Raw genomic sequence first — 19,956 nt, 5'->3', positions numbered from 1 at the left:
CAAAAGAATATGCGCGTCCAGTTCAGGGCTTGGGTCTCAGATATAAGTATCAGGCCGTGCAGTTCAACGCCTTTTCAGCTATACAGTGTGATCTTATAAATGACTGCTAATTTGATGGGTCTACTTGGATGTTTCGTTGTTTTGGAGTTTGCGCTTTGTTTATGGTTGGTGCTGGTGACAGGCTACGGAGCAATTCGCGATGAGCCATGATCAAGACCACGGCGAGCGGATCTTGATGGGCTTCCATCAGCAAAAACATTTTCCAGTTTCGTAAGGCCCGTGCCGTCAGGCTGGGTTGGCGGGGCATGACTTTCCGGGTGCTGAGATAACGACGCCAAAGAGCAGATGTGTTGCGATGCCGAATAAGCGGTCGGGGTCTGTAGTATCGTTTCGTTCTGGTTAGATGTTCACCTTTTTTGCGTGGTTTGACTTGCTGCGCTTCAAACACTCCAAACCGTTCTTCGAGCTTGTTTTTACTACACGAGCGACCTAACTGGCTGGCCTTCATCGCCTGCCCATCCGGGCCCATCAGGACCATACCATTGCCACGTAGCTTCAAGCTGATGTCATATCCCGCCAGAACCTTATGCGCTTCCTGCCAAGTTTTTGCTTTCCCCAAACTCTTCAGAATTTCCCCACGATGCTTCAACACATGCCGCTGGAATGATTCCTGCCAGGTATGGGCTTCATAGTTCCTTGCTGCAGGCGAAAGCTTGTTTGGATCACGTTCCTTGCCATCGGTCATACCGGGATCAATTGCGAGGCCGTATTTCTGCTCGATCTCACGTGAGACCTTGGCGAGGATCTTAAAATCCCGATGTGGTGTGACGACCTTGAGCGTTTCTGGGTGCACTTTGTTAAAGGCGACGTGCATATGGAAATTATCGGTGTTGATATGCGTACCAGCCACGCGCTGGTGATCAGCGTAGCCAAGCGCCTTGGCATATTCGGCCTCGATTGCCATCAGATCATCTTTGCTGAGCTTGTCCTGTTCACCGGGGCGGAAGGAAACGACAAAATGATAGGTTTTGTCCGCAATATCGGGCTTTTGACGACGAACGGCTTCGATTTCCAGAAGAGCCAGATCGAGATCCTCGATATTTGTGCCGGCATTGCAGTTGCGGATCCAGAACTGATGGAGTTTCTCGCCTTTCTCCTCGGCTGTTGCGATGTATTCGCCAAGTCGGGTGTAATTATCCGGCACCCCTGACTTCTTGCCGATCTTGGTGGCGATCATGATTTGGCCTGTTTGCGTTTGCCAGGTTGAAGCTGGTCGCGGATCTCGCCAATGGCAGCCTTCAGGTCTGCTTGGGTTGTTTCAATGTCACGGACCAGGCCGTCAAATTTCTTGAGCAGATCTGCTGAAAGCGGTTCATCAAGGGCGAGCTTAAACAGGTTGCCCAATCTCGCCTGATCGGCATTGACCTTAAGCAGCTCACGAATGCTCTGCCATGCGGCAAAGTCGCTGGCACTCGGCAGCTTGGTATTCATAAGAAGGCGTTTGAGGAGTTCCGAACGCGAGAGCCGCATCTGATGGGCAAGCTGATCGATGCGCGCTTTCTCTTCGTCGTTCAGATAGGTTTTGATGACGTGGCGGTCGGTGGCCATGGCATGGTTCCAGTATCGATAAAAAGGTGCCGGTGGCATTCAGTGTGCCACCGGCTTGCGGGGATCAGATCGCCAAGCTGGCAGCCTGCTGCTCGCGTCCCCGTGTTCTGGTTTTGGCTTTTGGCTTGGCAAGGCCAAGCTGTTCGGTGACAAGGCGTTTCAGCGCCTCAAGCCCGCGCTCCCTATGAATGTCGTTAAAATCGGTGAGGCCTTTGGATTTTTCGTCATCCGTCAGATCCGGACGCAGGATTTTTGCCCCGGTGAGTTCAGATGCCCGCTCGGCCCCTTTGAACCCGGCATTAACCTGCTTGGTATGGTCATCATCAGCCGCAATCACCAGTGGCCGATCCGGGTGCTTCTTGTGAAGCGCTTCCGTCACCGGCGCCAGATTGCCGGAATCAAGCGCAACCACCACCGTCAGCCCGCTGGCCATATGCAGGCTTTGGCCGGTGGAATAGCCTTCAGTCACGATCATCGGGCCTTTGGGATCACCTTCGATCACATGCATCAGACCACGCTTCTTCCCGTCCTTGAGATACATCTTGGTGCCATCGGGATGGATGGTCTGTACGTTCTCGATAAAGCCTTTGTCATTGGCCATCGGCATCAGAAGGTTGCCCGATTGATCAATGCGCAGATCCCCGGCAGGCACCTGTTTGCTTTGTAAATAGGGGTGATTGCCTGATGCGGGTTCGGCGTTTTGGAAAATCCCGTAGGCCCGCTTGGCCACTGCCCGATATTGTGCTCGCATTTCCTGTTCCTGGGCTGCCTTGCGCGCAGCGGCTTCGGCTCTGGACTGTTCCAGTTCCTTCGGATCAACCTTGGTGCCGGTCGCCACCCATTTGACGGGATCCTGTCCGGACTTGTAATTGGTGATGTTGCCTGCCGGAAGACCTTCAATGAACCCGCGATACGATCCGCTTTTCTGGCCCTTGCGATCTCCTTCGACGGCAACCCGGTGCCATTTGCCATCCATGGTTGGCGGTCCGTCGAGGATCAGACCGTTTTCTTTTAGTGCTTGGGCAAACTCGTCTTCAGGATTGATCTTTGGTTCCGGGGCTTTGGTTTTGGGCTCCTGCCAGCGTTTAAACGGCTCAAGTTCCATATCATCGCGGGCATACCAGGCTTTAGCGCGGCGATCCCACTTTGCACCGAGCGCCTTGGCCTCATCCTTTTCACTGAAGGGCACATTGAGATAAATGCGCTTGCGTTCGGTGTTGGTGTCCTGATTAGGAGCCTGTGACATTTCATCACTCATGGCTTTTTCCTTATGTCGTTCAACAGCCGGGGTTTGGGCGATGGTTTTGGTTGCTTCTTTGGATTTCACCGGGATCAGGCTTTGGCGCTTCTCGGGTTCCATGATCCATGTGCGAATATTCTCCGCATCGCGTGCAGACGCAAACAGCGCATTGCGGTCTTCTTTGATGGCTTTCATCCAGGAGTCAACATAGGCTGCATGGCGTTCCGGATAATGGCCAAGGCCAAGCTCTGTGGTCAGCATGTAGCTTGCGATCTCGGCCCGCAGTTCTTCCTTGGCGTAAACTTCCGAGCCAAACGGCCCGAACTCGCGGGCCATGCGTGATTGATGTCCAGTCGCGTGGCCAAGCTCATGCAGGGCGGTGGCGTAATATTCATACTGTCCTTTGAAAGCCGCCTGATGGGGCATGTGGATCTGATCAGTTGAGGACCGATAAAAGGCCCGGTCATTCTGATCATGGAAGATCTGTACATTGCCCTGTTTGAGGATCTGTTCGGCCCGTTCGACCGGACTGAAGGTCGGTTCCGGCGCGATGTAAGGGGCAAGGCCATCGATCTGTTCAGCATTAAACACGACAGCATGAAACACGCTTGGCCGGTCAAGCCGCTCATCGCGGGTTTTGGCAACACCCTTGTCGTCGAGGATTGGCTTGCCAGTGTCATCCAGAACCTTCTCGCGCTCGGACCATTTCCAGTACTCGATCATGGTGCCTTTCTCACCCTTGCGAACTTGCGCGTCCTGGGCAGCCGCCTGGCGATAGGTCATCCAACGCGGATCGGAGTGCGCGCGCATTTCAAGCCAGAGCGCATTAATGCCGCGATAGTCCTTGTTTGAGACCGGATTGAACGGGGCCATTCGGACCTTTCCCGGCTCCCACGGTTTTTGCCAGGGGGCGGTGCCCGCTTCGATATGGCCCAGCAGTTCTTCGACCACCTGATCGCGATAGCTTTTCTTCTCAGCCATTGTTTGAGGCCTCCGCATCTGCAGTTGGATCAATGCCATCAAAGTGACTGTCGAGCGCGTCATCAGCGGAAAGTGCGTCGTCGGTAAAAGCGCCCATGGCCTCGGCAATGTCCGGGTCAACAGGCACCGGGCCGTCTATGCTCTGGACATTGATCATGGAAGAGGCGAGGCTGAGATAGTCCTGGTCATTCAGGGCTGCAGACGCAGGCGTGCCTTTGTCAGGTGTATTAGGTGTTTTCATGATTTGGGTCCTTTGAGAGAGGCTGCAGGCATGGAAGAGATCGCCATTTGGGGTGGCGTCATTTGCGAACGGCGGGATAGCTTGCGATCAAGGAAATAGAGCTTTTGGCGGCCGAGAATTGGCGGCAGACCGGCAACAAAGATCAGGGCATCGCCGGGGATTGGTTTGCGGCCATCGGTATCAATGATCTGCAGGCGCATGCATTCATCAGGGGTGAGTAGCGGGCGGGAGGTTTCGGCCAGATTGTCCGAGACGGATCCAAGATCACCCATCCGCCCGGAGTGCGAGCGGCGCTTTTGCACGATGGTTGCTTTGCCGGTCATATCCGAGAGCAGCTTGGCGGTTTCGAGCTTGTTCGGCGTAAAGGCGATCCGGATTTTGCAATTGGCCATGATCGACTCATCACGACCGTAATGCTTGAACAGCTGTTCGGTGTTCTGAACGATAATCATCGCCTTGAGGCCGTATCCGGCCATGAAGGCCAGCGATTCCTCAAAGATCTCCAGCTTGCCAATGGATGTGAACTCATCGAGCATGAGAAGCAGGCGGTGTTTGTATCCGGCGACCGTTTGACCAGATCCAAACTCCATGCGTTCGGTCATACGCCGCATGAACAGATTGAGGATGATGCGCAGCAAGGGCCGCAAGCGGTCCTTGTCAGCAGGGGACACGACAAGGAACAATGCCATCGGCGCATCTCCATTCATCAGATCATGCAGACGAAAATCGCTTGTGGCGGTATTCCGCGCAATGATCGGATCAGCAAAGACGGTGAGCTGCGTTTTGGCGGTCGAATGCACGCCGGAGCGTTCCTGCGGAGCTTTGATCATCATGCTGTTGGCCCCGCGCCGGACTTCCTTGTTTACGTGCGCTTTGCCATGATCAAAGGCGGCCATTTCAGCAAGAATATGCTCGAAATTATCGTCCGCCTGTTCGCGGTTTTGATTTCCACCGGGGCCGTCTTCACTGGGCTGGCCAGTGATGCCCGAAAGGAAGATGTTCACATCATCAAAGCAGGCCATGCGCCCTTGCTCAGATCGAACGCGATAGATGACATGGAGCAGCACAACAGAGAGCCAGCCCCAGCCTTCCTCACGCCAATAACTGCCCGACATGCCTTTGCCGTCCGGATCAATGATCATCGCGGCAATGTTCTGGCAATCGGCAATGTCGCGTTCGCTATCAATCCGCACTTCGGCCAGCGGATTGAAGCGTGCCGAGCCAGACGTTGCCGCAGGTTCAAACCGCAAGACTTTATGGCCGATGCTGGCCAGCCACCCACCGGTCTTGGCAAAGTTCTCGCCCTTGATATCAAGACAGAGAATACTTTCGCGCCAGCTGAGCAGAGTTGAGAGGATCAGGCTCACGCCTTTGCCGGTACGGGTCGGGGCCCAGACCAGAACATGCTCCGGCCCGTCATGGCGCAATTCGCTGATCCGGCCAAACCAAGATGGCCAGCCACCGACAACCACACCGTCTTTACGAAACAGCCGGGCTTTCTTGAGATCACGCAGCTTGGCCCAGCGGGCTGAGCCATGCAGTTCGTCGCGCTGACGGTTGCCCCTAAGCGTGCTGTTATTGGCACGAGATGCCAATGCCAGAACACCAAACATCGAAAGCAGCCCGGCAATGCCGGTCCAAAGCGCTGGATAAAGCATTTCATTGGGAAGGCCCGCCGAATGGGTGGCGGCTTCAAGAGACCATTGCCACCAGCGCAGATCAAGGGCATCAAAGCCGACAGCGAGATGCCATTGCCAGAGAATGGCAGTGATCATCGCAATCAGAATGACCGGCAGAGACATTCGATAAAGAGCGGTCATACCAACATCTCCTTGCCGTCTTTCAGCACATAGCGATCATTGCGTGGTTCCCAGATATCGGTGATGCGTCGCCAGCCATCGGCGTTGCGTTTGATCTGAACGACAACATCAACCAGCTCCGCGAGAAACTCCGGCACACGCGGCATGGTTTCGCCCGCCCAGGCGATATTTTGATCGAACTTGCGGTGAATGGCCTGCCATGGGCTTTCAGCATGGATGGTGCACATAAAGCCGGTCACACCGGAGTTCAGCGCAGCAAGGGCAGCAAAAGCGTTTTGGGTGCTGATCTCGCCAAACAGGATATGGTCCGGCGTGATCCGCATCAGGTGATCATAGATCTCGCGCCAGCCAACCATGCCGCTGCCGGTTCCGGCCTCACGGGCCGCAATCAGGCCATTGCCATCCCAAAACTGCTCGATATGAAGCTCTGGCGTGTCCTCGATGGCCAGCACACGCCGCGCAGGATCGACGGTGGCCAGAAGCATGTTGAGCAGGGTGGTCTTGCCGGTATTGGTTGCCCCGCTAATGATCATGTTGGCGTCACTGCCAACCTTATCGATCAGATAATCGCGGATGTTTGGTGTCACCCCGGCCTGTTCCCAGCTCGGAGTGAAAGGATGCTTGCAGCGGATCGCAAGGCTCAGGTGTGATCGCACTGATGCACCGACGAGGATCTCGCAGCGATGGTTGCCCGGCAGGACGCAGGAGAGTTTCGGAGTGTCATCAGGATTGAACTTCAGGCCGCGCTGGTTGGCGAGACTGATGGCGATCCGTTCGATGGCAGCAAGAGTGAGCGCAGGATCCTCGATCTCACGCTTACCTTCCCCGCGCCGTTCGGTAACGACGCGGTGCGGGCGGTTCATGCGGATTTCGACGGTAGAGAGATCGCCGTAATAGCTGGCCAGAGGGCCGAGGATCTTCTCAAACAGCGGATTTGGGGAAAGGGCATTCATTACCACCACCCCCAACTGCCCATGCAACCGCTCTTGATGCTGTCGGTATGCGCAGGATAGTTGTATTTGTTCGGCTCATAGAGGGTCCAATAGTCGTTGCCAGAACGCTTTTGGTGGATTGAGCTTTGGGCTGAGAGGGTGGAGCACGTTTTGCTGCTTGGCTCACCAATGATTTCGCCATCTTCGCGAACGGTCGTTCGGGTGCCGACTGCTGCCGAATAGTTGCAGTGGTTCGAGTTATAGACCGTGCGGTTTTCGTTATAGCCATCAGAACCGCCAACACGGACAGTGACGGTGCCCGACGCATTGCCGCACGGCCCACCTGTATGACTTTGAGGAGAAGTCCAACTGGAATGCGTTGGGTCAGCCCATTGCACTGTCGCATTGCAGACATTCCCAAGATTGGCCGGGGTCGCATCATCGACCTTAAGCCCATACGTCGTACTGTCTGGACGCTCATAGGTATTTACAAGATCACGCCCCTCAAACCGGGTGCAGTCCTCATACCAGATGTCGCCATTGGCCTTTGGGCCTTGACCATCATAGACATAGGCGGTCTGTGGTTCACCCGGCAGAACTTCACTGGTCTTGATGTTGTAACGACCTTTTGGCGTGCCTTCGATATAGACCGTGGTCAGGCGATAGGAGAACAACTGGTCATCATGGTTTTGCCAGCCGGTGGTCTCGACATGATGCGGATAGGCAACCTCGCTATCTTGGCATTCGGTGACATATTGCGGGACGCCATCGAGCAGATAGTAAAACCGCTCGCGACCATAACTTGTGCCAGCCGCCAGATCGTGGTTCCAGAGTGAAGGATTGTCACAGCCATCAATAGTTGACTGGATGGCAATATTGGCGCTGTCGGGTTTGCATTCAGTGATGAATTGCTCAACCCCGTTGACCACAATCTGTTTGCGGCTTTGGCGGGTGACGGTGCCAGCCGCCTGATTAATGATCGGTGCGCAAACTTCCTGACCTGCGGCACTTTTATAAACGGTTTCGTGGGGGTATTCGGTGCCATTGTCCGAGCAGGCATCGGCCTGCCAGGTGGTGCCGTTCAGCTCATAGATATGGCGTCCGGTTTGATAAGAGCGACTAGCGGCAAAATCATGCCGGATTGAGCAGCCATCGGTTACCGAGACGAGGGGAACAGACGCCAGCTCCTCTGATGGTTCGCAACTTCTGACCTGGACTTCATTGTTGCTCGCATTGACATAGACAAGGGATGCCTGCGGGACGGCCATCATCTCGTTATAGTCAAGATAGACCGAGCAGGCTGAGGTCTTCTCGGTGATGTCAAAGACCTTGTCTTCATCCTTCAGGCAGTCAGTAACTTCCTGACGGTTGCCACCACCATCGGTGTAATACAGCAGATACTGTGCAGTTGCCTGGCGCGTCTCCATATCGATGGTATCGCCACAAACTGAATAACTGCGATCCAGTGGATAGCGATCTGCGCCATCCTCACAGGTTCCCGCGCTCACATTGCCGTCTTCGGTGGTTTCAACCCGGCTTTGCTGGACAGCGACGAGCTGTGCTAGATCAACGCGAATGTTGCAGCCTTCGGTCGTGACACGCACGGTCGGCGAGCTGGTATCTTCCTCAACATCAAGAGCTGATGGTGTCGAATAGCCCGCCGCATCGGCATTCTTTGATGCATTTGATCCGACATTGTTTGAGGCACCGGTATCAGCTTCAGCGCTTTCGGTTTCCTTTTCTTCCTTGTCGTCCTCTTCTTCGACATTATTCAAGCGCTGCAGAGCTGCAAGCAGCGTTTCCTGATTGCCCTCGATGGTGACGGGTGACGCCGGATCGAGCTCGGGGCTCTCCATATTGAACTGGGCGACAAAATCATTGGAATCGAGTGGTTCGGATTTGCCATCTTTTTCAACGCCGGTCAGCACCAATTGGGCGATCAAATTGTCCTCAAAGGTGACATAGCGGGCATACGCCTTGGCGGTGACACCTTCGGTCAGTTTGGCAGGCGCACCGGGCACATCGACCAAGCCAAGATCAATGGCCATTGGTTCGTTTTCCGAGACGGCGGTGCGGGTTTTTGCGCGGGTGACGATATTCACCTTGCGCACCATTTCCTCGATGCCGGGTACAGCCTGTGAGGATGTTGTGCCAGTTGTTCCTTGTATTTGAGCCAGTGCTGGAGAGACCAGGCAGGATGACAGGAGCAAACACCAAAGGGTTCGTTTGTTCATGCTTTTACTCCACATTTGCGATGTGCCAGTCCGTTGCCGGACGGATCTGAAGGCGGGTGCCTTGGGGGATGGTGATGATGGGTTGCAGCGAGAGCGTCTCTTCAAGGACGCTGGCGCTGATCTCGCCAAAGCGGGTCGAGAGTTCTTCGGCGGCTTTCTCAGCAGCCGCAGTTGCGACTTCGCCGTCGCTTTCTTCTGATTTTGTTGAGGCCGCGGCATAACGCACAGCCGTTGAGATGCCGGTCAGCATGAAGGCCGTGCCATAGCGTTCCCAGAAACGGCGATCCACTTCGCCAGCAACGCCTTGTCGGCCCTGAATGTCTCCGATGGGGGAGGCCAACTGGCGGATCTCGGCCCGATGCCCGGCGATCAGGATCCGTTCACAGGCAATCGACAGGCGCGAACTGCCCATATCCTTGGGCGGATCGTAATTGCAGATCAGCCGCGATCCTTTGGGGATCAGGACATTGCGCCCGTGATAGCCATAAACATCACGCGCTGACTGGACGATCACGGTGCCGGTTGCGTCACCGCCAACCTGGCTGTTGATGCCAGTTTCAAGAATGACGGTGATGTAACGATCTGCGGTAATGATCCGGCTGTTATCGACCGGCAGGGTCGAGGTGCGACGCGGGCCTTCATAATCGGCCTTGTCGTTTTCGCCGACCGGCAGATCAAGCGGATCCATCGCTGCTGGTGCGTTCATACCGGACAGGGCGGCTTTGCCCGACAATCCGTCCATATCGCCAGACTGCCACGCCGGAGCGCCCCAGCCAGACGACATGGAAACAGGCTGTTGCCAAGCAGCCTCCAAGGCTGTGCGGTATGGATCCGGTGCAGGCGGTTCAGGCGTGACCTCAGGTTCCGGCTCGACTTTGAGAACAGGCTCTGGTTGCGGTTCTGGTTTGGCGTCCTTGATGATGATCGGCGGCATGGAAGGTGCGAGAGCAGGGGGCGCTGGAGGAGGTGGGGCCGGAAGTGCCCAGACCGATGGATCATCGGCAGGCAGGGTTGGTGGTTGATTGACCACCGGTTCCGCACACACGCCACCAAAGGTCAAACCAAGCACCAGGGCGACATCACAAAATGCACTCATGCGGCGTCCCCGGTATATTCAACACAGAGGAAGCTTTGACCGCTTTTGAGTGTGATCAGCGGGCGCGTGCTTTCGATGATGTAGGTCTCACCCTGCACACGGGTATTGACCAACTCATCAATGCCATCAACCACCACATAGGCGGTTGGCAGTTCGACGTCCTTCCAGCGTTTTCCAAAGCGGATATAGGTGAAGTGATCATCACGGAAGACGGTTTCAGGGCGGAGCGTTTCATCGCCCCAAAGATCATATTCTCCCCAGCCGCGCAGCGCATTTGGGTCAAACGGCGATTGGGCAACAAAGTCACCGTCAGGCGTGCCGGGATTGGTGTCACTCAGTCCGGCAATCGCAGTGTCGATGGCAGCAGACTTATTGCCATGCCCTGGAACAGACATCGCTGGAAGGGCTGGTTTCCCTGTGTCGTCCAAAACACCGGCAAAGCCAGGGACCGCCGGATCGCTATCGATTTGCACCGATCCTTCGATGCGGACAACGAGATCGGGGACATTGACTGAGTTGAAACTCTCTGCCCGCAGATAGAACGGATAGACCGCACCGGACTTGCCATAGACGACCAGTGAGGTGTCGTAGCCATAGCCACTTGGACGCACAGCAAGACGGCGTTGGCCACGTGGTTTGACCGAGAACCCGCCATCATCGCCGAGATCGACAGCTTCGATGATCTCGCCGCGTGGCAGTTCAACCACCGTGACCATAAACTCGCGGGTGCGGATCTTGTAAGTGCAGTCACTACACAGATCGGTGGCATAAACCGCATCATCAGGTTCGGCTCGATCCCAGACATCCTGAACCTGTCCGCTGGTGCGCGGTCGGCGCATGGCCGGGAAATACCCTTCATTCTGCTCGCGTGCCTGATCGACCACACTGTCAGGGACCGGCATGGCCGGGGCGGAGTGTTGTGGGGAACTAGGCGCACCCGAAAACGGCTGTTGTGATTGTCCTGGCATTGGGGGACGAGCGGCTGTTTGCGCATTGGCGCGTTGATAGCCAAGCACGAGGACAGCTAAAATCAGGCTGCCCAGAACAAGATGGAAAACAAGATTACTCAGGCGTTTCATGACGCGCCTCTTTCTCTCAGCACCATGTCGAGCACGGTGACGCCAAAGGGATTTGTGTATTTGTCGGCTTCGGAGACATTCTGCGGGCGGGTGGCCAGCGTCAGGTAGGCGCGCAAGGCTTTGCGCGAGATCTCTTTGCCGCGACGGTGATCGATCTGGATAAAATCGACCGCATATTTATGGTCCGATGACAGGGTGGCGATGGGATCGATGGAGACAATCCGCACTTCACGTTCGATGCCTTTTTCAAGGGCTTCAGTGATCAGGCCGCTATCGATCCGTTCGCGCTTAAAACGTTCCCAGAAACGGGCATCGGATAACCGCGATGCTTCGCGCTGGCGTTCTTCCTGGGTGACCGGATCGATCTCGTTTGTGATCAGAACAAAGCGTTTGGCCTGAGCTTCAAGAAACACCTCAAAACCACCGACTTTCTTGCTGACCGGTTCAACGACATAGGTGCGATCATCCGGGCCATAGGTCCGAACCAGGGCAATCTCGGTTTCTTTGAGCGGAACGAGATGGCCAATGGTTTGTGCCAGAACGACCACCCCGGCCCCCAGCACGATGTTGGTTCCGGCAGACAGCCGCAGCATCCAGGCCAACCGGCGATGACTTGCCTGAAAGCTGTATGGATCTGCTGCGACCGTCTGGGCATGCGGAGATGCCGGAGCCAAAACCGACGTGCGATCATGATCGCGTTTGCCGATCCGTCCTAGCCAAGCCATGAGAAGCCCTCACTGTTGAACTCAACCGGATCGCAAACGCATGGGCTGAGTTTCATTTCATCGGTGCCGGTGCCGTCTTTGGGGATCTCTCGGTCTTTTGAAGCGGTGACACAGCCCGACAGAAGAACGACAAGGCAAAGCATCGGAAAGAGACGTGGTTGGATCAGGCGCATGGCTGCGATCCTTTCGGGTTCTGGGCGGTTTGGGAGGAGGTTTTGCCCAAGCCAAAGACAAGTCTGGCAAGGGCAAGAGTGATGGAAAGAGCGATCCAGATATGGACGGCACTGCGCATCAAACCGGCAAGCTGGGCGGCATCGACTTCGCGAAGCGCCATGACAAAGACAATCAGGCTTTCCGGTGCAAACATGCCTGTGAGGATGGCAAGCCACAGCAGCACCATCGGAAGGGCGAGGATCATCAGGAAAGCATTACGCAAGAACTGTTTGAAACGGCTCATGACTTGTCTCCCCGATCAAAGCTCGGGGTTTTAAGACGTTCCATGACGGCATTTTTGGCGGTAACAATGCTGTCTTTGGCAGCACCCGCTGCACCCATCGGATTGCGCGCAGCACCTGCGCCATAGAGAACGGCATCAAGTGCGGCGGACGCGCCGCCGGGCGCATGTTTCTTGGCCGCATTAACAAGGGAAAGACCGGTCGCGGTCATGCCTGCGGTAATGACTGCAGCCGCCTGATTGGTCAGTTGCGATCCGGCAATCGAGTTGGCCATGCCAGTGGCTTCGGCCATGAAGGCCGTGCCCATCCAGCCAAGGACGATGGCGACCCACAGGCCGGGATTGTCGATTGAGGTAATCTCGCGAACGTTTTCTGTGTTCTGGATATCAAGCGAGGCCGCACCATAGAGGCACAATGCCAAGGCAAGCGTTGACCCAAACAGAACCATGAAGGCCGCAAAGACGGTTCGAATACCGGTAATCGCCATGCCACGTCCCCAGCCAAACCCGAGGGCGAGCATCAGGATTGGGGAGAGGGCCGAGAACATCATCACGCGGAAAATGCTGACCACCACCTGACTGAAATAGACAATGATCAGGATGATATAGGGCAGGGCCAGCAGCACGCCGTAAACACCGGCCATCAGATTGCCCAGCGAGATCGACGCCCAGATTTCAAAGGCAATCCGTAAGACAACCATCAAGCCGCGTTCGGCGACATAAACCAGTTGGGCCATGCCGCCCAGCGAAGAGGCCTCGCTCGGGATCTTGGCCGTTGCAATGCCACCTTCCATCCCGGCAGACAGCACAACACCGGCAGCACTACCCATCGTTGATAAAGCCATCTGATAGATGGAGTTTACGAGAGTGGGCCCTTGCCCGCCGAGCAGCAGACCGGCTATAGTGATGAACGCGAATTCATGAGCGAATCCAATCAGATCGCCCTTTCCCATGATCATCTTGCCGCCATGAATGACGATCCACAGACCAACGACGGAGAGATAGATGAACCACATGGGGTCGAGCAGCACACTGCTCAGGTTTTGCGTGAAGCTGTTTGCCAGATCGACATACTCCGTCACTACCTCGCAGGTCATGCAGGTTATGTCATCGGTTCGTCCGGTGTTGCTCATGCTATTTGTCTTTCTGTTCAACACGCCGGTAACTGCGCAGATTTATGCGCAGCAAAGCGATTACTTGGACTGGGATTACGCGGTGTCCGTTTGGACTGAGATTCAGACGGGAAGTGAGTTCGACGAGGAATGGGCTCAGGTCATGCCTGCCTACGAAGCAAACAAAGCGCTTTTCTCTGGCTCGCGCGATGAAGCTCTGGAGCGTTTGGCAAGTCATCCTGAAGCTGATCTGATTAAACGCGGGCATGACTTGGACCGGGTCTATCAAGTCTGGAAACACGTCTATCGCGCCGTTACGAACAAGGACAAAGCCCTCGCCTGGAACGAGTGGAAATCCGGTGGGTCTTGCTGGACGATGGAACAGCGAAATGTTTTCACGCACTCGTGTCGCGATCTTCCTGATTGGCGTACCAAGAATGATGTGAAACGAGACGATGCGTTTTTGGCAGGAAACTGAAACACTCATTCCTCCCCCTCCCCACTATCGCGTTGCTGAGGCGGCAGGTATTGCAGCAACATGGTCGACTGGATTTTGACCAGTTGCGCCGTAAGCTGCTGTTGTTGAACCTGCTGGCGGTTTGACATCGCCATCCATTTGGCAATTGCCATCAAAAGCCGCTTCATATCCGCCGCACCGTTGGTGGCCGCTTCGAGCTCTTCAATCGCCTGCTGGATCTCTTCGGTGCTTTGAACGGTCAAGTCGCTTTGTGCGAGCCCGGTTGTGACGGCATCTTTGGCCAGCTCTTCGCGTCTGGCTTCGACCATCGCACGGGCTTGTTGCTGCGCCTGCCATTTGGCCTTGTTGACCGGGTGATCCGGATCAGCCCAGACACCACTGCCCGAACCAGCGCCACTGTTGGTTCCTTCAAACTCGCTACCTTCCGGGAACGTCCAGGTCGCAGGATCATTCGGATCAAACCAAAGTGATTTGCGGTAAATGCTGCGGCCTTCGCAGATGCTAAAGAAATCAAGATCATCAAGATTGATGCCGGGCATCAGACCCGACAGATCCGGCGTCAGACATTGAATGTCACGCATGATCCGGCTGGTGAGCTTTTGCATATTGAGGATCGGCAGCGCGATTTGTCCGGCAGCCCCGATGGCATCAATCGTGCCCTGTGCCTGGGCACTGAGTTTGGTTAGCCATTCGGTATGCTGCTTGAGCTGATCAATCTGCTTTTGCATTTTGCTCAGCTGCTCACCCAGTTTGGCGATGGCCGACACATCGATCACTGGATAGGTGGCATAGGCAATGGCAGGCGTTGCGAGAACAATACCAAAGGCAAGTGCGACAGTACGAAGACGCCTGTTCATGACGCTCCCCCTTTGCGGAGAATGACGACAAGCAAAAAGATCAGGACCGCACTGGTCGTGATCGGCCAGTTCAACATGCCAATCAGGCCAATCGACCCCACGAGGCTGGTGATGGCGATCATGACCAAAGACTGCTTTGTCATTTCTGGATGCTCGATATGGGTTACAGATGGCTCTGCCATGCGTCCCCCCATTTGGTTTGGATGGTGGCCAGATCGTTGTTGGCATCCGGTCCGGAACGATAGAAGCGGACCGCATCGCCAAGCGGTGTCAGGTCGACATCAAGAATGGCGCTTTCCTCAAAACCGCTGGCTTCATCGCGCTTAATGATCAGAACCCGCCGATCATTCTTTTTGCGCGAACGGGTGCGACCCTGAACAAACAGCTTTTGCTCTTCGTTGAGATTGAACGGCTTGAGACTTTCTTCCGTGACCTTGGAGTTCGGGAAGAAGATCATCGTTGCGGTGTTTTCGATGATGGCCTCCGCCGCCCCGGTTTTGCCAAGGCCTGCCGGATCCTGAAACGCCATGCCGACGGCACCGCCAAGTTTGCGGTATTCGCGGTACATCTCGGCCCCCAGATCGCGGAAGCCGGGGTTGGAGAGCAGTTTGGCGGCTTCATCAATGAAGATGACAAAGCCGCCGTTGCGCCCGGCAACCGATTTACTGATCGCCTCAGAGATATGACCAACGACAGGCGCACCCAGCGCAGGATCGGCCAGCGCCTCGTTCATATTGATCCCAACCATGTGTGATTGGTTCAAAAGGCCGCCGAGGCTGTCATGGGGAGCGTTGAATATATGGCTGCGAAGGCCTGTATTGCCCTTGTCGTCCGCAACCCATTGCGCAAAGGCACGCCGGAGTGTTGAACGGCGGGCAAAGGCAAAGGGATAGATCGCATTGAGCGTGCGGTGTGGCGGTTCAATTTGAAACGCCAGATCGACGGCATGATTAAGCGCGTCGATATCGGCATCTTCGAGATCGATCCCGGCCAACGATTTTAAGATCGCATACACACGTTCGCGGTTCTTGGGCGTGTCGTCGCCAACATCAAGCGGATTAAGCGAGAGCCCGTCATAGGCTTGGTAAAGACCGCCCATGGCTTCGACCATGAAGCGCGTACCTTCCTTGGAATCAAAGATGTAGGAGCGGATATTCTCGAACTTCGCAAGGCCGCCCATCAGATGCATGATCAGCGTGGACTTACCGACACCTGAAGGCGCGAAGACAAGGAAGTTGCCCAGTGAAAACGGCTTGTTCACCACTTGGAACTGAAACGCGTAGGATTGGCCGGTTGGGGTTTTGAACCAGCGCACCGGTGCCGGGCCAAACTGGCTGGCCAACAGGCCGGTGGCGGAATGCGGCAAAGCCCAAAGGGCGGCAATGTTCTGATCGCGCAGATCCAGCGGGGCCATGAACTGACTGCCCGGCAGTCTGATCTTGCGTTTGGAGACGATAGGCAGACGGTTAAACCAGCAAACCGGTGCGCCGCGTGTTTGCAGGGCATAGCCAATCCGCTTGTTGCCAAGGATCTCGGTGATCTCACGGATCAGGGTATTGAGTTTGTCTTCGGTCTCCGCACGCGGAATAATCTGGAACTGGGTGGCGAAGAGCGCGGTTTTACCTTCGGCCAAAAGGTCAAGCAGGGTCGAGACTTCTGCCGCTGCTGCCGGATTGCCAAACCATGAGTTTGATTCACCGGCCATGCGGCGCTTATTGACCAGCATTGCCTGGTCACTGCCCCATGGATCACAGATCTGGCAAATCTCGATATCACCCTGCAGGGCGAGGATCTCGCCGATCAGATGGCCGGAGACTGTTTCTGGCCACAGGGTAACCGTGATGACCTTCTGAAACTGCTGTGCCGGGACTTGGGTGGTGATGGTGCCATTCACCTTGTTGCAGTGAAGGTCTGAGGCGGGCAGGTTTGCCGACAGATTGCGGCTTATGGCAGGGAGATCACGGCGATACTCACCGCTCACCAGCCCATTCAAGAACCCGGTCAGAAGACACGGTTGATCGTCGTCAGAACGGGCAAGCAACTCGGGGCGGTATTCCGAAAGAATGGCCGGGATCTTCTCTTCGGCATCCAGCAGGGGCTGCATCGCCTGAGCGGTTGCCATCAGATGCCAGTCGATGAAGTAGCTTGATTTATATTGCTGTGCTTCTGCGGTGCCGATTTCGTCAAGAACAGCATTCGGCCAGGTGGCATCTGCGGCAATCTCGCGTCGGCGTTTAATCGCAAACAGCCGCACGGCGATGTTGCGTTTGCCAAGTTCCTGCAGCAGCGATTGACGGCCCAGCAGCAAGCTCTGTTGCTCGGTTTCGATCCTTGCGTCATAACTCGTGCCCTGCAGGTGCCAGACACGCGAAAGCGATCCATCCTTGCCACGGACAGTGACACCATCAACCGGATCAATTCCGTCGAGCTCCAACTCGTCCTGGAGCCAGTCTTGGGTAATGTCGCCAAGCAACAGGCGGCGGCCTGCCGGAACGACCAAGCCGCCAGCCATTCCGGACACAAGGCCCGTTGTGATCACATCGGTCCAGATCATTTGCGCCCTCCTGTGGTCAGAAGGCGCGCGCCCTTGCGACTGCCCCAGAACATCGGGGCTACCAGCAACTCGCGGTCATGGTTCGGATTGATCCGCTGATGTTTGACGAGATAGATCCATGCGACGACAAACCCGACGATCCCGCCTGGAATGACCAGAACCGGAAAGTCGAATACGACGGGCAGGACAAAACCCAGAACGCCAGCAAGTCCGGCAACAAGCAGAAGTGGGATCGGTAGACCGATCAGGGTCATTTGGCGTTGGGCCTGAATAAGAACAGCACTGGTGGCTTTCATTTGAGAACCCCCAGAAGACCAGAGGCAATGGCCGGGCCTGCGGTGACCAGAATGCCGCCGATCACCATCATGATGCCGCGCTGCGGATCAAGCCGACCGGTAAAGGCCGCCCAGCCGCCGTAAACGACCAGACCAAGACCCAATGCGATGGCAAAGATCTTGCCAAAGCCTTCGGCCAGCAGTTCGAGGAAGGAAACAACAGGATCCCACCAGTTGCCACTTGCGGTTTCCTGGGCAAAGGCCGGTTCGGTCATGGCCAGTGTGGCAAGGCCTGCGATGACAGCGATTTTGAGAAGATTACGTTTATCCATGGTGCGTTTTCCTTGTCGTCAAATCGTCAAAACGGTGAGGACGCCCAGCGTGAAGACGACGGCGACCAGATTGAGGGCGGTGAGGATGGAGATCAGCTTGACCATCTTGCGAAAGCGGTCCTGTGCCGTATCGGCAAGGCGGGCGGCTTCCTGCATGGCAGACAGACGTTCACGCACGGCATCGGTCAGAGCTTCATTCTTGAAGTCCTCGATGGCGGCGGTGACATCATTGGTGAAGGCGTCCGCCTGTGCCTGAATGATCCCGGAAAGGGTTCGGTTATGCTGATCGATCAGGCGGCGATGCTCGTCGAGCACGACCTTGTGGATGGTGTAGATCATCAGGACCGGATCACCGTCCTCGACAGTGACCTGATGGACCTTCCACAGATACGTGCGCAGCTCTTCGATGCTGTCCATGGTCAGGGGCGGCGGCGGAGCTTCGTCAAGAACGCTGGCCATTACAGCACCGCCTGTTCCATGGCTGACCCAATGCTGCGCCAGGTCATCATCAGGCGCTGGCGCGACATCAGGGGAAAGTCTGCATGACTGCCTGCTTCATCAAAGGTCAGGCGGGCACGCATCATCTGTTCAATGTCGTGGCCAAAGGTTTCTTTGCGGACCTCGGGCAGACGCACCAGCGCGTGAATGCGGTTCTTGTTTTTCTTGTAGAGACCTGAATGCTCGAAGCTCTCGATCTCGCCGGATGCGTTCTTGCGTTCAATCCGCCCGAAATACTCATTGAGCCAAACGACGACCGGAATATCGGGAACGCTTTGCAAAACCTGATGCAGGCCCTGCATGGTGTCGTTCAATGCTTGGCCGCCTGTCAGGACCGTGTGAAGCCGGACTTCATGACCGGCATCGGCCAGCATCTGTAGGGCCTGTGCTTCGACCATGTAACCAAGCAGCGGCAGAAAGGTGCTGGCCCCGTTATCAATGACGACAACCCCGTCTTCCGGGCCGGTCATGATCTGTTCGATCAGCGCATCGAAATAGCGGGGGTTAATCTCGTCGGGACGTTCGCCCAGGCGAATGGTCTCGACGGGGAAGGCTTTATATCCGGCAAAGGTCTGGTTGACCGGATCGGTGTCATAGCAATGAAGCGGGGTGTCGCGGTTAAGGTAATGCTGCGCGAGAAGGCTGGCGACAAACGACTTGCCGACCCCGCCCTTGCCCTGAAGGGTGAGATTAATCAACGCCATCGGCGATAACTCCATCTGAAATGATAATTTTGATGCCCAGCAGATGGGCGAGGCGGAAGACTTCGGCGGCTGGCCGGTCGATCTTCCCTGATTCGAAGTCTCTAAAGGTGCGCTCTGACACACCAATACAGGCCCCGGCATCGGCTTGGGTGAGGTGTTGGCTCTCGCGGGCTTGCCGCAGGCGGGTGTGAAGGGTGAGGTAGTCCGATTGCCAGGAGCTCACGAAGTTTCCTCCGTCTGATCAGAGGCATCGTCTGCAGTCCCATTCCCGCCCCATAGGTGATCCAGCGCAGCCTGTTCTTTGGCCTTGAGTGTTGGCAAATAACTGGCGGGTTGAATGTCGATTGGCGGTAGGGTGGGAGTGTTGGTGGCAGAGGACTGGCTGGGTGTTTTCGCAGGCACCCGGGTTTTGGGTGTGGTGCGCTCAGAACGCAGTTGTTTAACCCGGTCATAGAATGACCGGCGGGACATCGTGATACGTCCCGAAGCACTCAGTTCTTCATAGATTGTTCGGACCAGAACGCCTTGCTCAATCTTGCCGAGAATTTCATCTCGCAAAGCAAGGATTTCGATCTTCGCCTGCCCCCATGCTGCTGGCATTCGCGCGTTCCTCATCGTAGCTGTTAACCACTTGACAAGGATCGGAAATGTATGGTCTCAATTCTATGTCGAAGGTGCAGACAACGTCTGTGTCTCGATCATGAGAATTGGGCAACAATGAGTGCCCCCGCAACCA

At 55.9% G+C, this 19,956-nt stretch carries 23 protein-coding genes; 1 reads left to right on the top strand and 22 read right to left on the bottom strand.

The annotated features are described in order from the left end of the window. Positions 1-106: 106 nt before the first annotated feature. The 13 genes from traI to AUQ43_RS01150 form a co-directional block, all read right to left on the bottom strand. Positions 107-1,237 (bottom strand): TraI/MobA(P) family conjugative relaxase, encoded by a 1,131-nt coding sequence (gene traI / locus AUQ43_RS01205; RefSeq protein ID WP_062953812.1) that lies wholly within the window; start codon positions 1,235-1,237, stop codon positions 107-109. Then, positions 1,234-1,608 carry a ribbon-helix-helix protein, CopG family gene (locus AUQ43_RS01200; protein ID WP_062953811.1) on the bottom strand — a complete coding sequence of 125 codons (375 nt, stop codon included), beginning with the start codon at positions 1,606-1,608 and terminating at the stop codon, positions 1,234-1,236. The genes traI and AUQ43_RS01200 overlap by 4 nt, the downstream gene beginning before the upstream one ends. Before the next feature lie 64 nt (positions 1,609-1,672). Beyond that, positions 1,673-3,829, bottom strand: coding sequence for a zincin-like metallopeptidase domain-containing protein (locus AUQ43_RS01195; RefSeq protein WP_062953810.1), 2,157 nt, complete (start codon positions 3,827-3,829; stop codon positions 1,673-1,675). Then, a complete protein-coding gene (locus AUQ43_RS20025) occupies positions 3,822-4,070 on the bottom strand; it encodes a hypothetical protein (protein ID WP_084271935.1) in 249 nt (82 codons plus the stop codon). Before AUQ43_RS20025 ends, AUQ43_RS01195 begins: the two co-directional genes overlap by 8 nt. After that, positions 4,067-5,890, bottom strand: coding sequence for a type IV secretory system conjugative DNA transfer family protein (locus AUQ43_RS01190; RefSeq protein WP_062953809.1), 1,824 nt, complete (start codon positions 5,888-5,890; stop codon positions 4,067-4,069). The genes AUQ43_RS20025 and AUQ43_RS01190 overlap by 4 nt, the downstream gene beginning before the upstream one ends. After that, positions 5,887-6,843, bottom strand: coding sequence for an ATPase, T2SS/T4P/T4SS family (locus AUQ43_RS01185; protein WP_062953808.1), 957 nt, complete (start codon positions 6,841-6,843; stop codon positions 5,887-5,889). Before AUQ43_RS01185 ends, AUQ43_RS01190 begins: the two co-directional genes overlap by 4 nt. Beyond that, a complete protein-coding gene (locus AUQ43_RS01180; RefSeq protein ID WP_147250490.1) occupies positions 6,843-9,056 on the bottom strand; it encodes a hypothetical protein in 2,214 nt (737 codons plus the stop codon). The genes AUQ43_RS01185 and AUQ43_RS01180 overlap by 1 nt, the downstream gene beginning before the upstream one ends. 4 nt (positions 9,057-9,060) lie before the next feature. After that, positions 9,061-10,152, bottom strand: a complete 1,092-nt coding sequence (locus AUQ43_RS01175) for a TrbI/VirB10 family protein (protein ID WP_062953806.1) — start codon at positions 10,150-10,152, stop codon at positions 9,061-9,063. Next, on the bottom strand, positions 10,149-11,231 hold the full coding sequence (locus AUQ43_RS01170; RefSeq protein ID WP_062953805.1) for a TrbG/VirB9 family P-type conjugative transfer protein: 1,083 nt from the start codon (positions 11,229-11,231) through the stop codon (positions 10,149-10,151). The genes AUQ43_RS01175 and AUQ43_RS01170 overlap by 4 nt, the downstream gene beginning before the upstream one ends. After that, positions 11,228-11,956 (bottom strand): type IV secretion system protein, encoded by a 729-nt coding sequence (locus AUQ43_RS01165; protein WP_062953804.1) that lies wholly within the window; start codon positions 11,954-11,956, stop codon positions 11,228-11,230. Before AUQ43_RS01165 ends, AUQ43_RS01170 begins: the two co-directional genes overlap by 4 nt. After that, positions 11,944-12,129, bottom strand: coding sequence for a hypothetical protein (locus AUQ43_RS01160; RefSeq protein ID WP_062953803.1), 186 nt, complete (start codon positions 12,127-12,129; stop codon positions 11,944-11,946). The genes AUQ43_RS01165 and AUQ43_RS01160 overlap by 13 nt, the downstream gene beginning before the upstream one ends. Beyond that, positions 12,120-12,413, bottom strand: a complete 294-nt coding sequence (locus AUQ43_RS01155; protein WP_062953802.1) for a hypothetical protein — start codon at positions 12,411-12,413, stop codon at positions 12,120-12,122. The genes AUQ43_RS01160 and AUQ43_RS01155 overlap by 10 nt, the downstream gene beginning before the upstream one ends. After that, a complete protein-coding gene (locus AUQ43_RS01150; protein WP_062953801.1) occupies positions 12,410-13,543 on the bottom strand; it encodes a hypothetical protein in 1,134 nt (377 codons plus the stop codon). Before AUQ43_RS01150 ends, AUQ43_RS01155 begins: the two co-directional genes overlap by 4 nt. On the opposite strand from AUQ43_RS01150, the gene AUQ43_RS01145 reads away from it, so the two are divergent. After that, positions 13,542-14,000 (top strand): hypothetical protein, encoded by a 459-nt coding sequence (locus tag AUQ43_RS01145; protein WP_062953800.1) that lies wholly within the window; start codon positions 13,542-13,544, stop codon positions 13,998-14,000. The genes AUQ43_RS01150 and AUQ43_RS01145 overlap by 2 nt on opposite strands. Before the next feature lie 5 nt (positions 14,001-14,005). On the opposite strand, the gene AUQ43_RS01140 is transcribed toward AUQ43_RS01145, so the two are convergent. The 9 genes from AUQ43_RS01140 to AUQ43_RS01100 are packed head-to-tail and all read right to left on the bottom strand — an operon-like array spanning position 14,006 to position 19,820. Beyond that, positions 14,006-14,857 (bottom strand): hypothetical protein, encoded by an 852-nt coding sequence (locus AUQ43_RS01140; protein ID WP_062953799.1) that lies wholly within the window; start codon positions 14,855-14,857, stop codon positions 14,006-14,008. Then, complete coding sequence (locus AUQ43_RS01135; protein WP_062953798.1) at positions 14,854-15,039, bottom strand: hypothetical protein; 186 nt, start codon at positions 15,037-15,039, stop codon at positions 14,854-14,856. Before AUQ43_RS01135 ends, AUQ43_RS01140 begins: the two co-directional genes overlap by 4 nt. Beyond that, complete coding sequence (locus AUQ43_RS01130) at positions 15,021-17,411, bottom strand: VirB4 family type IV secretion system protein (protein WP_062953797.1); 2,391 nt, start codon at positions 17,409-17,411, stop codon at positions 15,021-15,023. Before AUQ43_RS01130 ends, AUQ43_RS01135 begins: the two co-directional genes overlap by 19 nt. Continuing rightward, positions 17,408-17,707 carry a hypothetical protein gene (locus AUQ43_RS01125; protein WP_062953796.1) on the bottom strand — a complete coding sequence of 100 codons (300 nt, stop codon included), beginning with the start codon at positions 17,705-17,707 and terminating at the stop codon, positions 17,408-17,410. The genes AUQ43_RS01130 and AUQ43_RS01125 overlap by 4 nt, the downstream gene beginning before the upstream one ends. Then, positions 17,704-18,018 (bottom strand): TrbC/VirB2 family protein, encoded by a 315-nt coding sequence (locus AUQ43_RS01120; RefSeq protein WP_062953795.1) that lies wholly within the window; start codon positions 18,016-18,018, stop codon positions 17,704-17,706. Before AUQ43_RS01120 ends, AUQ43_RS01125 begins: the two co-directional genes overlap by 4 nt. A gap of 18 nt (positions 18,019-18,036) precedes the next feature. Beyond that, complete coding sequence (locus AUQ43_RS01115) at positions 18,037-18,477, bottom strand: hypothetical protein (protein ID WP_062953794.1); 441 nt, start codon at positions 18,475-18,477, stop codon at positions 18,037-18,039. Then, positions 18,477-19,220: a conjugal transfer protein TraL gene (locus AUQ43_RS01110; protein ID WP_062953793.1), complete on the bottom strand. Its 744-nt coding sequence runs from the start codon at positions 19,218-19,220 to the stop codon at positions 18,477-18,479. The genes AUQ43_RS01115 and AUQ43_RS01110 overlap by 1 nt, the downstream gene beginning before the upstream one ends. Continuing rightward, positions 19,207-19,443 carry a helix-turn-helix transcriptional regulator gene (locus tag AUQ43_RS01105; protein ID WP_062953792.1) on the bottom strand — a complete coding sequence of 79 codons (237 nt, stop codon included), beginning with the start codon at positions 19,441-19,443 and terminating at the stop codon, positions 19,207-19,209. The genes AUQ43_RS01110 and AUQ43_RS01105 overlap by 14 nt, the downstream gene beginning before the upstream one ends. Further along, positions 19,440-19,820, bottom strand: a complete 381-nt coding sequence (locus tag AUQ43_RS01100) for a hypothetical protein (protein ID WP_114129943.1) — start codon at positions 19,818-19,820, stop codon at positions 19,440-19,442. The genes AUQ43_RS01105 and AUQ43_RS01100 overlap by 4 nt, the downstream gene beginning before the upstream one ends. Between the last annotated feature and the right edge of the window lie 136 nt (positions 19,821-19,956).

Source organism: Thalassospira sp. MCCC 1A01148, assembly GCF_001613795.1.
In the GTDB taxonomy this organism is placed as follows: domain Bacteria; phylum Pseudomonadota; class Alphaproteobacteria; order Rhodospirillales; family Thalassospiraceae; genus Thalassospira.
Note: the sequence above shows the minus strand (reverse complement) of the source record. Positions and strands in the feature narration are given on the sequence as shown.